General features: G+C 59.1%; 12 protein-coding genes. 8 read left to right on the top strand and 4 right to left on the bottom strand.

Annotated features, from left to right (window positions below; all coding sequences use genetic code 11):
• Positions 1-14 precede the first annotated feature (14 nt).
• From QP982_RS08220 to QP982_RS08200, 5 genes are all read left to right on the top strand, one after another.
• Positions 15-1,370 carry a lipopolysaccharide biosynthesis protein gene (locus QP982_RS08220; RefSeq protein WP_284870404.1) on the top strand — a complete coding sequence of 452 codons (1,356 nt, stop codon included), beginning with the start codon at positions 15-17 and terminating at the stop codon, positions 1,368-1,370.
• 80 nt (positions 1,371-1,450) lie between these two features.
• A complete protein-coding gene (locus QP982_RS08215) occupies positions 1,451-2,272 on the top strand; it encodes a glycosyltransferase (RefSeq protein ID WP_049172388.1) in 822 nt (273 codons plus the stop codon).
• 23 nt (positions 2,273-2,295) lie between these two features.
• A complete protein-coding gene (gene ppgS, locus QP982_RS08210) occupies positions 2,296-2,988 on the top strand; it encodes a polyprenyl-phospho-N-acetylgalactosaminyl synthase PpgS (RefSeq protein ID WP_016421953.1) in 693 nt (230 codons plus the stop codon).
• Positions 2,985-3,407 carry a DUF2304 domain-containing protein gene (locus QP982_RS08205; RefSeq protein WP_049172389.1) on the top strand — a complete coding sequence of 141 codons (423 nt, stop codon included), beginning with the start codon at positions 2,985-2,987 and terminating at the stop codon, positions 3,405-3,407. Before ppgS ends, QP982_RS08205 begins: the two co-directional genes overlap by 4 nt.
• Positions 3,408-3,456: 49 nt before the next feature.
• On the top strand, positions 3,457-4,452 hold the full coding sequence (locus QP982_RS08200) for a DsbA family protein (RefSeq protein WP_049172390.1): 996 nt from the start codon (positions 3,457-3,459) through the stop codon (positions 4,450-4,452).
• Positions 4,453-4,513: 61 nt separating this feature from the next.
• Here QP982_RS08200 and QP982_RS08195 read toward each other — a convergent pair whose 3' ends face one another.
• Entirely contained in the window at positions 4,514-5,479 is a 966-nt protein-coding gene (locus QP982_RS08195; protein WP_038629306.1) for a GDP-mannose 4,6-dehydratase, read from the bottom strand.
• Positions 5,480-5,608: 129 nt separating this feature from the next.
• Positions 5,609-6,898: an MFS transporter gene (locus tag QP982_RS08190; protein ID WP_070827639.1), complete on the bottom strand. Its 1,290-nt coding sequence runs from the start codon at positions 6,896-6,898 to the stop codon at positions 5,609-5,611.
• Positions 6,899-7,730: 832 nt separating this feature from the next.
• Here QP982_RS08190 and QP982_RS08185 point away from each other — a divergent pair.
• Both QP982_RS08185 and QP982_RS08180 read left to right on the top strand, forming a co-directional pair.
• Positions 7,731-9,074, top strand: a complete 1,344-nt coding sequence (locus tag QP982_RS08185; RefSeq protein ID WP_048732297.1) for an MFS transporter — start codon at positions 7,731-7,733, stop codon at positions 9,072-9,074.
• Positions 9,075-9,288: 214 nt separating this feature from the next.
• The gene (locus QP982_RS08180; protein WP_284870403.1) at positions 9,289-11,340 is read left to right on the top strand and encodes an acyl-CoA dehydrogenase family protein; all 2,052 of its coding nucleotides are present in this window, start codon (positions 9,289-9,291) and stop codon (positions 11,338-11,340) included.
• A gap of 81 nt (positions 11,341-11,421) precedes the next feature.
• Here the strand turns inward: QP982_RS08180 and QP982_RS08175 are convergent, their stop codons facing one another.
• Both QP982_RS08175 and QP982_RS08170 read right to left on the bottom strand, forming a co-directional pair.
• Complete coding sequence (locus tag QP982_RS08175) at positions 11,422-12,393, bottom strand: N-acetylmuramoyl-L-alanine amidase (protein WP_016421946.1); 972 nt, start codon at positions 12,391-12,393, stop codon at positions 11,422-11,424.
• Between the two features lie 161 nt (positions 12,394-12,554).
• A complete protein-coding gene (locus QP982_RS08170; RefSeq protein ID WP_284870402.1) occupies positions 12,555-13,154 on the bottom strand; it encodes a TetR/AcrR family transcriptional regulator in 600 nt (199 codons plus the stop codon).
• A 75-nt stretch (positions 13,155-13,229) separates the two neighbouring features.
• On the opposite strand from QP982_RS08170, the gene QP982_RS08165 reads away from it, so the two are divergent.
• Positions 13,230-14,198, top strand: coding sequence for an ABC transporter permease (locus QP982_RS08165; RefSeq protein ID WP_016421944.1), 969 nt, complete (start codon positions 13,230-13,232; stop codon positions 14,196-14,198).
• Positions 14,199-14,214 lie beyond the last annotated feature (16 nt).

Here is a 14,214-nt window from a genome sequence, read left to right as displayed (position 1 = left end):
CTAGAGGCACGTCAATGTCCGGTTTCAAATGGTTGTCGCTGGCCACGATTGTCGCGGCGATAGGCAGCTTCGCGGTGCTGATTATTTCGGCCCGCGCACTTCCCAATGCTATAAACCTGCAGTTCGTGGCGTTTTGGGGACTGTTCTTCGCGCTCACGGGTGTTCTCGGCGGGTTGATGCAGGAGACCACGCGCGCAATCGGTGCTGCGGAATCGCGGGAGCGGGATCGAGAGCAGGGGCAGAGCCAGGAGCAGGAAGCCTCGGAAGCGGGTCAAACTCTCGGTGCTCGTCCCATCACAGTGTCCCTGGGCGTCGCCGCAGTTACTTTCGTCACCATGGCAGTGACGGGTCCGCTGTGGGCCCCACTGGTCGTGCAGGATGGCGCCGGCACTGCAATTCTGCTCATGGCTTTTGGTCTGGCGCTGTACTCTATGCAGGCAACCACCTCGGGTCTGCTCAGCGGCCGCCAACTGTGGGGCCCCTACGCCGCGCTAATCATGATTGACATTCTCGTGCGCGTGGCTCTGGCACTCATCGCCTGGTACTTCGGCTGGGGCCTGCTGGCCTGGCTGATTATCACGGTGTTCGGCACTGTCAGTTGGCTTATTCTCGCGCTGTTTTCCCCGGCAACCCGCTCGGTCATGTTCGCGCGTGCCGACGTCCCGGTGCGCCGCTTCATCACTCTCATGGTCACGGCCATGGGCGCATCCGGCGCATCTGCTGTGCTGGTCACAGGTTTTCCGACAATCGTCAAGATTGCCGGCGAAGCGGTCACCACTGGCGCAGGGATAGCCGAGTCGCTTACCCCGCCGCATGCCAACAACTTCACCGCAGCGGTGACCATTGCGGGTATCGCCTACGCCGTAACGCTGACCCGCGCTCCACTGCTCATGCCCTTAGAGAAGTTCCAAAACGCCATCATTGTGAGCTTTGTCCGGCATCGCTCCGAAGGCGTGCTGGCAGCGCTGGCCAAGCCGTTGGGGGCGCTGGCTGCTTTCGGCACCTTCGGGGCGGGCCTGGCATGGCTCATCGGCCCGTGGATTATGACTCTCATCCTGGACGATAGCTATCACGTGTCCGGGCCGGTGCTCGCAGCGCTGACGCTCGGTGCGACGTTGACCGCCATGTTGATGATTACCGGCTCGGTCACCTTGGCAGTGGAAAAGCACCACATGTATCTGATCGGTTGGTTGGCTGCGACCACGATCGCCGTTGCCATTCTTTTCCTCCCTGGGCACCTGTCGGTACGCACGGTCGCGGCTATCGCCGTAGGCTCTGCAGTAGGTGTTGTCATTCACCTGCTTGCGCTGCGCAAACTTTCCCCACGTGCTGCCAGGTCAGCCGTATCGGAGGCTTTTGCGGTGGAATAACACCACCCACATCCAATGCCGTCCCCCCCCCAAAAAAAACCGTCCACATCCCCCTGCAACTCCCAAGGTTCGAGACTCACATGTCCACCATCACTAACCTCACGGTTCTCATGACCGTCTACCACCGCGTCGTCCCCGACCAGCTCGATGCTGCGCTGCAGTCGCTGTGGAACCAGACGCGTCCGGCCGCGCACGTCATTGTGGTCATCGATGGCCCGATCGAGCAGGAACTCGACCGGGTCGTCGTCAAGCATGAGCAGGCGCATTCGGAGATGACCGTGCTGCGGTGTGCGGAAAATGGCGGCTCGGGAGTGGCTTCGCAGGCGGGTCTTCAGTTGGTGGAAACGCCATGGGTGGCGCGGCTGGATGCGGACGATATTGCGCGTGCGGACCGCTTTGAAAAGCAGTGGGACGTGCTGACCGCTAATCCGGAGTTGGATGTGCTGGGCAGTGCAATGGCGGAGTTCGAGGGCACGCCGGACAATGTGGTGCGTGTGCGGACCCTGCCGCAGACGCACGCCGAGATTGCGCGTTATATCAAGATCAATTCGCCCGTGAATAACCCCTCCTCGATGCTGCGAACGGCGAAGGTGCGTGAGGTCGGTGGGTATCGCGACATCCGTCTGATGGAGGACTACGACCTCTGGGTGCGCCTCATGGCCGCCGGCGCGAAGTTTGAGAATCTGCCCGAGCCGCTGGTGTACTTCCGCGCCGACGGCATGTTCGAGCGGCGAACCTCGCGCGGCATCATCCGCGGTGAACGTCAGCTCCAGCGCACGCTGGTAGCTGAGGGGCTGATTTCCAGGCCGCGGGCGGTGTTTAACTTGGCGGTGCGGACACTTTTCCGACTTTTGCCAACTCAGCTCATGTCACGCGCGTATCGACGATTGTTTGTGCGGTAGGCTTCGGAGCGATGACTGACAACATGGATTTCTCGGACACCTGGCTGATTGTGCCGTGCTACAACGAGGGCCAGGTTATTCGTGAGGTTCTCGAGCACGCTCGCGAGACCTTCCCCAACATTGTCGCGGTCAACGACGGCTCTTCGGATAATTCCAGCCTGGAGATCCACAGGGCTGGCGCTCACCTGGTCAACCACCCTGTCAATTTGGGTCAAGGGGCGGCTATCCAGACCGGCGTGGAATACGCTCGCGCGCAGGCTGGCTCGAAGTACTTTGTCACCTTCGACGCCGATGGCCAGCACCAGGTCAAGGACGTAGTCGCCATGGTGCAGCGACTGCGCAGCGAACCAATCGACATCATTGTGGGGACCCGTTTCGGCCGCCCTCGCGCCGAAGATGACCAGGTGCCGCTGATTAAGCGAATTGTCCTCAAGACGGTGGTCATGTTGTCACCACGCACGCGCCGGCTCGGTCTTACCGACGCCCACAACGGCCTGCGCGCCTTCAACCGCACGGTGGCAGAGCAACTGAACCTGCGCATGAACGGTATGAGCCATGCCTCCGAATTTGTCGAGGTCATGGACAACAGAGGCTGGCGTACCGCTGAGCAGCCGGTGGACATCCTCTACACGGAATACTCCATGTCCAAAGGGCAATCCTTGTTCAACGGTGTCAATATCCTTGCCGACTCCCTGATTTCGAAGAGGCTGCCATGACCGCATCCATCGTTCAAATTATTTTGCTGCTGGCGATGGTGGGCCTGGTGGCTTACTTCGTCGCTAACCGTCGTAAAGCACGCGCCAAGGCGGGCGTGAAACTGGGATTCGTCGTTTTCGTCATCGCGTGCCTGTGGGCAATCGTGCGTCCCGACGATCTGACCGTGGTGGCCAACTGGATTGGTGTGACCCGGGGCACCGATTTGCTGCTCTACGTACTGGTGTTGGCGTTCGTGTTTACCACGGTGTCGTCCTACATTCGCTTCCGCGAACAGGAGCTACGCTACGCGCGACTGGCTCGTGCAGTGGCCTTGAAGACCGCTGTGCGTCCGGAAGAAGAAATTGTGATTTCGGGCAGCCAGAACAGCAGCCAAAAAGACAGCGCGACGAACGCCGAGAACAACGCTCCGTCCGACTAATCGGCACGCTAAGCGCATGTGAATCTGAGGCTGTGGTTCCATAGAAGCCATGAGCGAAGAAAATAAGGACAACATCGCCGCTGACAACAGCAGCGATTCGCAGCAGCCCTCGGCAGACGCAGCGCCGCAGGGGACACAGCAGGAACCCCAGCAGGCTTCTCAGCCGGTACCCACTGAACAGGACTTGGAGTCCTGGTCTGCCGACAGTGATGGAAAAACCAAGTCGTGGTACTCGATTCCGAACGCCGCATGGGCGCTAGCTGTCGTCGCATTGATCGTTGTCGGCGCAGCGGGCTTCTTCGCTGGCTCGCGTTCGGCTAGCTTCAACGGCGTGAGCACCGTCAACATGGCGGGCGTTGCACCAGGCAAGGGGGAAATTGCGCCTGTACCTGGCCCGAATGGCTCTTTCGACGCCAGCATCTACGGCCCAAAGGCGGGAGCGCAGCTGAAGTCCCCGGAGGATATGGACAATGTCCACCGCCGCAATGAAAATGATCCTTTTGCTCTCGGTGCAGTGGATGCGCCGGTCGTAATCTCAATCTACTCGGACTTCGAATGCCCGTTCTGCGCGAAGTTCGCAAACGAAACCGAGTCTGCCCTCGTGGAAAAGTACGTCAATGAGGGACTGGTCCGCCTGGAGTGGAACGATATGGCCATCAATGGTGAGAAGGCCATCAAGGACGCTGAGGCCGGCCGTGCCGCGGCAGCTCAGGGCAAGTTCTGGGAGTTCTCCCGTGCGCTGTTTAAGAAGGCCGGCGAAAAGGGCCAGGGCCACCCGGAGTTCACTGAAAAGGAACTGATTGCCGTCGCTCGTGAGGCCGGTGTGCCGGACATGAAGCGCTTTGAAAAGGAGCTTAAGGACGGCAAGTGGACCGAGGCGGTCGAGAATGCCACCCAGTTCGGTTCCATGCTGGGCATTTCCGGTACTCCGGGCTTCCTCGTTGGTACTCAGTTCGTCTCGGGCGCACAGCCTCTCGACGTGTTCGAGGACAATATCGAGCTGGCTCTCATCCACGCCAAGCGCGCGGAGGAAGCTGGCAAGTAACCTGGCTGACTCACGGCTAACCTACGCGGACGACTGCGCGAAGCCGCCCGCGTAAGCTGCGCTAGCCCTGATTCCGGAAGTACTCCACAGTACGAGCAACACCTTCCTGAATACTCATAGCTGGCTCCCAGCCGAGTACCTCACGCGCCCGCGTGGGATCCAACGCCGACCGCGCCACATCACCAGTGCGCGGCGGTGCAAACTCTGGATTATCCTCGGCATCCGCAGCCTGCGCCACCAACGAGTGCAGCTGCCGATCCGAGGTTTCTACGCCGGTGCCAATATTAAAGCGCATTCCACCACCGACCTCGCCGGATGCGCGGTAGAAAGCATCCACCACATCGTCGACATAGACATAGTCGCGGGTATTTCCTCCGTCACCGAATACCTTGGTTGGCTCTCCCGCCAGCAGTCGCTGGGCGAAAATAGCAACCACACCGGCCTCGCCGTGCGGATCCTGCCGCGGGCCGTACACATTCGCCGGCGCGATGTGCGAGCATTCGAGCCCGTAAAGATTGCGGAACATATTCAAGTACAGTTCGCCCGTTGCCTTTGAGGCGGCATAGGGGCTCATCGGATTGACCGGCACGTTTTCCGTCACCGGAAGCTCCTCCGGCGTGCCGTAGATGGAACCGCCCGAAGATGTAAACACAACCTTGCGGACACCGTGCTTTCGGGCCGCATCGGCAAGTTTGATTGTGCCAATGATGTTCAGCGTCGCATCTCGCACCGGGTCGGCCACGGAAATCCGAACATCAATCTGCGCTGCGAGGTGGAAAATAACCTCCGGGCCGCTTTGCTCGAGCAGCTCGTCCCAGTCCACCTCCAGCACATCGGCGGTTATGAACTCAAAGTCGTCGTTAAGCGATGCCTGCTGGAGGTTTTCCAGCTTTCCGTGGGAGAGATCGTCCAGCGCCGTGACCGCGTACCCTTCAGCCAGTAGCCGGTCAACCAGCGTCGAACCGATAAATCCCGCACCACCCGTCACCAGCGCGCGCGGTTTCGCGCTTGCCGACGATTCTGTCATCGCGGTGGCCGGTGATTCGTTCTTGTGCTTCTCCATAGGAAGAACTATAGGCGCTTAGTAAGGAAAACCGCTTATACGTGTGCCAACCTCACATTGACGGGGTTGATTAGTCTTCCGAGGAATGCGAGATTACTCAGCGCGCTGTGGCAGGTTGACAGTGGAATTGAAGAAAATAACCAAGCCCATCAAGATGGCGATGACCATACCGCCACCGAGCATGACCGGGTAGGTCATCCAGGAGATGGACTCGGAGAGCTTGGTCAGAATTGCCGGGAATGCGAAGCCGACGTAGGTCAGGCAGTAGAAGATACCGGTCAGACCAGCCATATCGCGTGGGCCAGCGATGCGCTGTACCTCGTTGAGGCCGGTAAACATGGACAGACCGTAGCCGGCGCCCAACACCAGCGCTGCAATGAACGCCGTCACTGCGGTGGGGTTGGCGGACATCCATGCGGCCATTCCCATGCCGATAACCACGATGCCAATTGCGATTAGCGAACCGCGGGCGTTGTGCTCGGTCACAAAGCGTGGACCAATCTGCTGAATACCGAAACCGCAGAGTAGCGCGAACAGTGTGACCATCGCGGAGTAGAACACTGGCTGGGAGACGTGGTCCTGCAGCAACGACGGAATGATTGCGTAGGCAACACCGGCTGCACCGAAGACCCACGGCGCTCCCATCGCGGCGACGAGCAGGAAGCGACGGTTAGTTACCGAAGGGGTACGCAGGGACTCCCAGACGCTTTCGTGCGGGGCGTTGCTGCCGCCCAGGTGCGGAGACTGGCGGGTCTCCGGCACAGCCACCAGACCGAAGATTGTCGGGATAGAAATCAGGATGTGGATGATATAAGCCAACTGCCCCGGCAGCGGTGCGAACTGCGCTAGCGTGCCGGCAATTCCCGCACCCAGACCAAAGCCCAAGGTCAGCGCCATGGACTGACGCTTCGCGCCTGAGGTTGACTTGGCCTTGGGGTCAAAGCGCGAATCAGAGAGCTCCTTTACCCACGAGCCGCCCACGGCCATGACAATGCCGACTGCCAAGCCAGAGATAAAGCGACCGGTAAGGATAAGCGGGGCGGTAGTCTCGCCCAACGCAATAAGAGTCGACCCCAAAATCGAGAGAACCGGCGCGGCGAGCATCACCGGCTTACGGCCGATACGGTCCGAGATTGGGCCGGAAATCAGCAGTGCCGGCGCGATACCGAGGGCGTAGACCAGCAATAGAAGGTCAATAAACACCGGCGCCAGGTCGGCATTTTCGCGGTACATCACCATCAGCGGCGTGAATTCGTTGCCACCCCACGCGACGGCGAAAACTGCAATTGCGGCAAGCAACCACAACGGCGTGCCCTTATTGGATTTGGCCCTGCCGTGAGGTACCTCATTTTCATTGCCGTTAGTTCCTGCGTGAGAAGACATGTCGTTTACTTTACGACGGTCCCCAGCGCCTTACGCACAATGGTGCAGATTTAAGCCACCGGAGCTAACCACAAGAGGTGTGCCGAGATAGTTGAGCAGGCGGGGCGGGGCAACTGAGTCGGTTAGTGCTGTGGCGGCTAGTGGAGTGGTGGCTAATGCGGTGGCGTGCCCAGTTTGGTCACCTCGGGTTGGTCTCGGCACAAATGCCCCTGAAACCTGGGGCTCACACCCCCGTCTCGGGGTGGCATGTTGCCGACCTTGCATCCCCGCCCCATCCGGGGGCAATGACCTTTTCGACACTACATCGTTATTGTTCCGTTACTTCTTTCGTATCTTGCGTCACTTTCGCCACACTATTCACACAATTTCTGATTATATAATTACAAATTAGTTCAATGTGGGGGTAGCCGAACAGCCATAAAACGCAGATTTCACCTATTTAAGACTGTCTCACACACGAACGGCCCTCAGCTCGCGCACATCAGGCCGGAAACGGCCCGTCGTTAAGTAGCATCCATTCCACACCCTTTACATACCCCCGATTCCACCTTTTTCAGACATCTAGAAAATGAATTCGGTCACAAACAAAGGAAATCTACCGCCATTCACCAACCCCCATTACCCCCGTTGCCCACTTTTTGTCATCGCTCGCTGAAGTTCAAACGCTGGTCGCTACCGGTCTGGCTGTGTAAGAATTCGACACCGTCAAACAATCTGTCCATTCCCCAAACGCTGGCTGAGAAAAACCTGGGGCGATTTCTGCACGACCGCTGAGATCGCCAAGGTCCTCGATGGCCGTGCGGACGGGTATGTAAAGAAAGTCTTGTTATTTATGACTACTTCGATCATCGCGAATGATCCCAAGCAGCGCCGCAAGGTGCTCACGGGAACTCTCGTGGGTACGACCATCGAGTTTTATGACTTCCTGATTTACGCTCAGGCCGCAGCTATCGTGCTCGCTCCGCACTTCATCGAGCCGGCTGCGAAGTCGAACCCACAGGTCGCTCAGGTGCTCGCCTGGGCAACCCTGGGTATTTCCTTCCTCTTCCGCCCGCTTGGCGCTATCGTCGCCGGCCATATCGGTGACCGCTACGGCCGCAAGATGATTCTGGTCTTCACCCTCATCGGCATGGGTGCAGCTACTTTCTGTATCGGTCTGCTGCCGACTTATGAGTCAATCGGCATCGCTGCACCTATCCTGCTGGTCCTGCTCCGTATCTTCCAGGGCCTTTCCGCGGGTGGCGAATGGGGCGGTGCGGCCCTGATGTCCGTGGAGTACGCACCGAAGGAAAAGCGCGGTATCTACGGCGCATTCCCGCAGGCCGGTGTTCCCCTGGGTCTGACCCTGGCTACCGGCACCATGCTGATTGTTATGGCTATCATCGGCGAGGAAGCCTACATGGACTGGGGTTGGCGTGTGCCATTCTTGCTGTCCTTCATCCTGGTTCTGATTGGTTACATGATTCGTCGCACCGTCGATGAGTCCCCGGTCTTCCAGGCTATGCAGGCTGAGTCTGCTGAGCGCTCCGCTCCGCTGCCGGAGCTCTTCCGCAACCACTGGGGCAAGGTTATCCAGGGCGCCCTGATCTTCGCTGCTCAGCAGGCCACCGGTTACCTCGTGATCGCATTCTTCGGCGCTTACGCACAGAAGACACTGGGCTACCCCGCAACCGTCGCTTGGACAGGCACTCTCGTCGCCGGTATCTGCTGGACCATCTTCATGTTCATGGCCGGCGCTTGGTCCGACCGTATCGGCCGCGCAAAGACCTTCATCATCGGCTACGTCCTAATCATGATTTGGGAAGCCGTCATGTGGAGCCTCCTGGATAAGGGCCCGTTCCTCTACGTCATGACCGTCGCAGTCCTCACTCTGCCGCTGGCACTGACCTTCGGCCCGCAGCCGGCCATGTACTCCGAGATGTTCCCGGCTGAGGTTCGCTACTCCGGCGCTTCCATCGCTTACGCCATCGGCGCTGTCCTGGGTGGTGCATTCGCACCGATGATTGCCCAGATGATCATGGACGCCACCGGTAACCCGTTCTACATCTCCATCTACCTGATGGCCATGGCTATCCCGGCACTGATTGCCCTGTTCCTGCTGCCGAAGGGTCTTGAAGACCGAGACCTCATCGAGCACCCGGAAACTAACCTCGACGAAGTTAAGTCGCGCGTCTAGTTCCCACAGCTAGGGGGTCTGCCCCACCGAGGGTCTGATTACGCGAGCCGTCGTCAAGCACTGCACAACGCAGTATTTGCTTGACGACGGCTTTTGCGTTTCCGCCTTCGTTCTATCCCCGGTAGCTTGTTTCCGACCCGTGGCCCCGATTTCCTCATGAGTTTCTCAGTCGAAAGCGGCTGACAAGCCCCAGATATCCCATTAACGTTGGGTTATGGCACAGACTTCTTCCAGCTCCACGCGAATCCCCCGCCGTCGCTCGACCGACGGTCCGAAGACGCTCCCCTCCCGTCCTGAACCGGAAGTGGCAGGTGCACTGCAAAAGGCCCTGGACGGCTATTTCCCCGAGGCGCGCGCTGATGTCCGCGTCCTTCTAGAAGACCCCTCCCTGCGGCCCACCTCTGGGCTGACCGTGGAGGAGGCCAGGCAGCACACCACCGAGTCACTGTCCAAGGTGCTTAAGACCGGCATGCCCTATGGCGCTTTCCGCACTGACCAGGGCGGCACAGGAGATACCGGTGGCACTCTCACCGGGATTGAAATGCTTGGCCACACCGACTTGTCGTTGATGGTGAAGTCCGGAGTGCAGTGGGGCCTTTTCGGCGGCGCTGTCAGCAACCTGGGAACAGAGCGTCACGGCGAGTTGGTGCGTGACCTCATTGAGCTGCGGGCTCTCGGCTGCTTTGCGATGACCGAGCGCGGCCACGGCTCGGACGTCCAATCACTCGAGACCACGGCACATTACGACCCCGAGACGGAAGAATTCATCCTCAATTCGCCGACAGCTTCCTCTGAGAAATGGTTTTTGGGCAACGCCGCGCGCGATGGGCGCTGGGCTGCGGTTTTTTGCCAGCTCTACACACCAGGACAAGAAGAATCCCATGGTGTGCACTGCATTGTTGCCCGGATCCGCAATGATGACGGTTCGCCTGTCGACGGGGTTGCGATTGGCGACCACGGCACCAAAGGTGGCCTCTTGGGCGTGGACAACGGCACTCTCATGTTCGACCATTACCGCGTGCCGCGGGAGAACCTGCTTAACCGTTTCGCAGATGTCTCGGCCGCTGGCGAGTACAGCAGCGATATTGGCAGCCCCAATGCACGGTTTTTCACGATGCTCGGTGCCCTCGTGCGCGGCCGCGTGACAGTCGGTGCGGCCGCTGGTGCGGCAACCCGCACCGCACTGACCATCGGCACCAAGTACGCACACTTGCGGCGCCAATTTGCTCCCGACGATTCGCTGCCGGAAAAGAAACTCATTGAGCACCGCCAGCACCGAATCCGACTACTCCCCCGCATTGCGCGTTCGTACGGTCTGCAATTTGCCACCAACCTGCTGATCAAGCGGATTCACGACCTCGAAGCGGAAGGGCTGGACCGTGCGAATCTAACCCCGGAGCAGGCTCGCGATCTACGTGAAGCGGAGGCACATGCCGCCGCATTGAAGGTCGCCAACACCGCGCATGCCACCGATGCCATCCAGGAGATGCGTGAGGCCACCGGTGGAGCTGGCTACATGGCGGAGAACCTGTTGACCATTCTCAAAGAGGACTCTGACGTATTCACTACCTTTGAGGGCGACAACGTGGTGATGTTGCAGCTGGTCACCAAGGAACTTTTGGGTGGTTTTGCCCGGGAGGTACAGAGTTTTTCCAACCTGGAAATGGTGCGCTTCGGCCTCGACAATTTCAGTGGCATTTTGCGCCGTCGCACCGGTGCGGACGCCGTCGTTCAGAACCTCTTGGATGCGCTGACTGACGCTGATGAGTCCTCGCTCTTTGACCCCGCCAGCCAGATGCAATTGCTCATCGAGCGCGAGAATCGACTTCTCAAGTCCCTTGCTCGCAGGCTGCGCCCGGCGCGGAAACTGCCTGTGGAAAAGGCCGCGAAGCTGGTGGACAAGGTCCAGGACCACATGATTTCCTGCGCGTGGGCGCATATCGATCGCATGATTTTGGAAGCGTTCTTTGAAGCTGAATCCACACTCACAGATGAGCGCTCTCAAGAGGTGCTCGAGCAGGTTCGCGATGTGTTCTTCCTGTCGGTGGTCTGCGATAACGCCGGCTGGTTCTTGGAGCAGTCACTGCTCACCGGTACTCGCACCAAGGGCGCGCGGGCGGGCTTGGCCGATCTTGTTGATTCCCTTGGCCCCTGGTCTGAGGTGCTTGTCGACGCCTTCGGTGTCCCCAGCACCATGCTGGATATCCCCATGATGGAGCCTTACGACGCGATGACACCGAAAGCTAAGGCAAACCCGGCTAGTTAGCGTGTTGGCCGGTTGGCCGCTGTGGTGGCTGCTGTGGCGGTGACTGGTGTGAGGTAGCTACGGCCTGGATGCGCAGGTTGGCTACTGCGCCAAGAAACCTTCCAACCCAGCCACAGTGGCCTCTGCCAAGCGCTGACGGCCTTCGTTGGAGGTCAAGAGGGCAATGTCGCTGCTATCACGCATGTTGCCGTATTCGACCAGTGCCTTTGGTTTCGTCGATAGGTTGAGTCCGGTGAGGTCAGCGCGCGGATTCAGCCCCTGGCTACCGAGGTAGTTGGATGGAGCAAAACCGGCTGCGACAAAAGCATCGCGCAGCGCGGTTGCCAGCGCGGTAGATCCCTGCTCGTCATTATTGGCGAGCGGCTGCGAAATCGCAGACACATGGAATCCGCGGTTGCCCTCTCCAGCACCATCTGCGTGAAGGCTCACCACGGCATCGGCGTTGGAGGCATTTTCCTTCTCTGCACGGGCATCGATGCAATCTGCACGACCGGTGTCATCGACGCGGCTGAGCAGCACCTGAGCACCGCGCTGTTCGAGCAGCTGCTTAATTTCCTGCGCCATCAGCCAATTGAACTCATGCTCCGGGAAGCCGTCATTGGAAGCGGTACCGGAGGTATTACATGGCTTCTGGCCACCGCGGCCGTCAGTGACCATCATGTCCGCTGGTGGTGGGGTGCCGGCGTGTCCCGGGTCGAGGTAGATGACCTTGCCGGCTACAGCGCTGGAGCCGTCGGCACGCGAAGTAGCGCGATTAGCTTGCTGTTGTTGTGCATCGCCAGAAGCGACTGCGTCGGGGTTAGCAGAATCAGACATTGCAGACTCCTCATTCGGCGGAGTGGGGTTCGGCATCTGCATAGCCTCTTCTTCAGCTGCCAACGACGTTTGCGTTTCTGTCGACGCAGCTTGCTGAGCGCTTCCTGCTTTGGAAGCCTCCGTGTCGATGGTGCAAGCTACAAGACCGGCTGGCAAAATTGCCGCAGCCACCAAAGCCACAGCTAGTCGTCTTGCTGATCGCTGCACTGCTAGTCCCTGGTGTCCGGGCTGCCGCATAGTGCGTTCTCCTAGTTTCCGCGTACCTGCTATGTGCTGAGTAACAGTAGCAAACACTCGATTGAGAGTCGCCGGCTCCGAGATTTCCTCCCCCTTCGTTTCGGGGAATCACCGCACGTCGGGACGTGTGCAGGATTCTTCAGGACTTATCACCGAGGGGTTTAGTGATTCCCCTTCGCCTGTGCTGCCAAACCCGTAAGCATTAAGTCCACAAGCTTTTCTTGCACACCGGGAAAGTACTGCTCGACCGCTGCAGAGTTAGGAAGGGGACGCGACACCACAGCGAGCCCAAGGTGGAAATCAAGCGGTGCAACGTCCTCCGGGCATAGCCCAGCTGCTTTTGCCTTATCCAGCAGTCGCGTATAGCTCTGACGCAACTCCGTCATTCGCTTTTCGATAATGCCATCAATCTTTTTCGCCTCGCTCCCCAAACTGGTATTGAGATCGCTGAATAATGCCTGGGCAAGTGCCGCAACACTTAATTTCGCGATCGCGTGGACTGCTTCGTGCCAAGCGCCGTCCGGATCGTCGTCAAACTGAGCTACGGCTGCCTCAGTAACCCTGTCGATATCAGCTGCAACACGAGCACTGACTGCGCCGAGAAGCTCAATCCTGCTGGGAAAGTGCCTGCTTGCCGTAGCTATACCGACACCGGCCTCCCTGGCAATCGCACGCATGGATACACCGGCTCCTTGCTCTATCAAGAGTTTTCGCGCTGCTTCCACGATGGCATCACTGTTCATCACTGCATCTTGTCTCACACTTGCATCCTAACAAACGGAACACTATGCTCCACTTTGTAAGTGAAACACTCTGCTCCAGTTAGGAGATAGGCCATGTCAACAGCTACGACTGAGACGAAAAAAGCCTCACCCGCCCCCAAAGCAGTAGCCGTGATCTTCGGTATTCCGCTCGTCATCGGGCTCATGCTCTTCGCGTTCCTGGCACCGACATTTGCCTCCGGCCCGAACGATGTCCCCATTGCGCTGACTGCCCCCGCCCCAATATCCGAACAAATCACCCAAGCCATCGAACACAAAGCTGGCGACGATGCTCCTGATATCCAGGTGATGGACACCCCTGACGCCGTACGCGAGTCAATCCTCAATCGCGAAACTGTTGGCGGCATCGTCATCTCCCCGACGGGCGCTACCGCCTACACCGCTTCAGGCAACGGCGCACCTTACTCGCAGCTTATCGACGGCATTGCGACGACCCTCGAGTCTCAAAACATCCCTGTAGAGCGGGAGGATTTGGCTCCAACCACACAGGATGACCCACAAGCTTCCGGTGTCGCGCTCCTCGGCTTGCCGCTGGCTTTCGGCGGTATCATCTCGGCAGTTATAGCCACCTTCCTCTTCCGAGGTAAGAAGTGGACGAAATTGGGTGTCCTCGCTGGCATCGCAGTCTTCGGAGCCCTCGTGGCAACGTGGATGCTCCACTCTGTCTACGGCACGCTTTCGGGCAGCTTCGGCATGGAATGGCTGGCTATTTCTCTGGGAATCCTGGCTACCTCAATGCTTACCGCCGGGCTTGCGGCCATTATTGGCACTCCCGGTGTGGGCATCGGCGCCATTTTGACGATTTTCTTGGCGAACCCGCTCTCTGGACTGTCCACCGGCCCCTGGCTGCTTCCGGCCGGTTGGTCCACCCTTGGCCAGTGGATGCCCATTGGGGCGACTGGCTACCTAGTCAGGTCACTGTCATTTTTCGATGGCAACGGTGCTGGGGCAGCGTGGTGGGTTCTCATCGTCTGGGTTGCCGCTGGATTCGCTCTCCTCATGTTTGACCGATCCAAAAAATAAAAAACGGGACCCTTTT

Origin of the sequence: Corynebacterium sp. MSK019 (assembly GCF_030232425.1) — a bacterium.
GTDB lineage: Bacteria > Actinomycetota > Actinomycetes > Mycobacteriales > Mycobacteriaceae > Corynebacterium > Corynebacterium jeikeium_D.
This window is presented reverse-complemented; position numbering and strand designations above follow the sequence as displayed.

What these genes read in the sequence shown, in the direction of transcription:
- QP982_RS08220 (WP_284870404.1), top strand. Translation starts at nt 15, where the DNA reads ATGTCCGGTTTCAAATGGTTGTCGCTGGCCACGATTGTCGCGGCGATA.
- QP982_RS08215 (WP_049172388.1), top strand. Translation starts at nt 1,451, where the DNA reads ATGTCCACCATCACTAACCTCACGGTTCTCATGACCGTCTACCACCGC.
- ppgS (WP_016421953.1), top strand. Translation starts at nt 2,296, where the DNA reads ATGGATTTCTCGGACACCTGGCTGATTGTGCCGTGCTACAACGAGGGC.
- QP982_RS08205 (WP_049172389.1), top strand. Translation starts at nt 2,985, where the DNA reads ATGACCGCATCCATCGTTCAAATTATTTTGCTGCTGGCGATGGTGGGC.
- QP982_RS08200 (WP_049172390.1), top strand. Translation starts at nt 3,457, where the DNA reads ATGAGCGAAGAAAATAAGGACAACATCGCCGCTGACAACAGCAGCGAT.
- QP982_RS08195 (WP_038629306.1), bottom strand. Translation starts at nt 5,479, where the DNA reads ATGACAGAATCGTCGGCAAGCGCGAAACCGCGCGCGCTGGTGACGGGT.
- QP982_RS08190 (WP_070827639.1), bottom strand. Translation starts at nt 6,898, where the DNA reads ATGTCTTCTCACGCAGGAACTAACGGCAATGAAAATGAGGTACCTCAC.
- QP982_RS08185 (WP_048732297.1), top strand. Translation starts at nt 7,731, where the DNA reads ATGACTACTTCGATCATCGCGAATGATCCCAAGCAGCGCCGCAAGGTG.
- QP982_RS08180 (WP_284870403.1), top strand. Translation starts at nt 9,289, where the DNA reads ATGGCACAGACTTCTTCCAGCTCCACGCGAATCCCCCGCCGTCGCTCG.
- QP982_RS08175 (WP_016421946.1), bottom strand. Translation starts at nt 12,393, where the DNA reads ATGCGGCAGCCCGGACACCAGGGACTAGCAGTGCAGCGATCAGCAAGA.
- QP982_RS08165 (WP_016421944.1), top strand. Translation starts at nt 13,230, where the DNA reads ATGTCAACAGCTACGACTGAGACGAAAAAAGCCTCACCCGCCCCCAAA.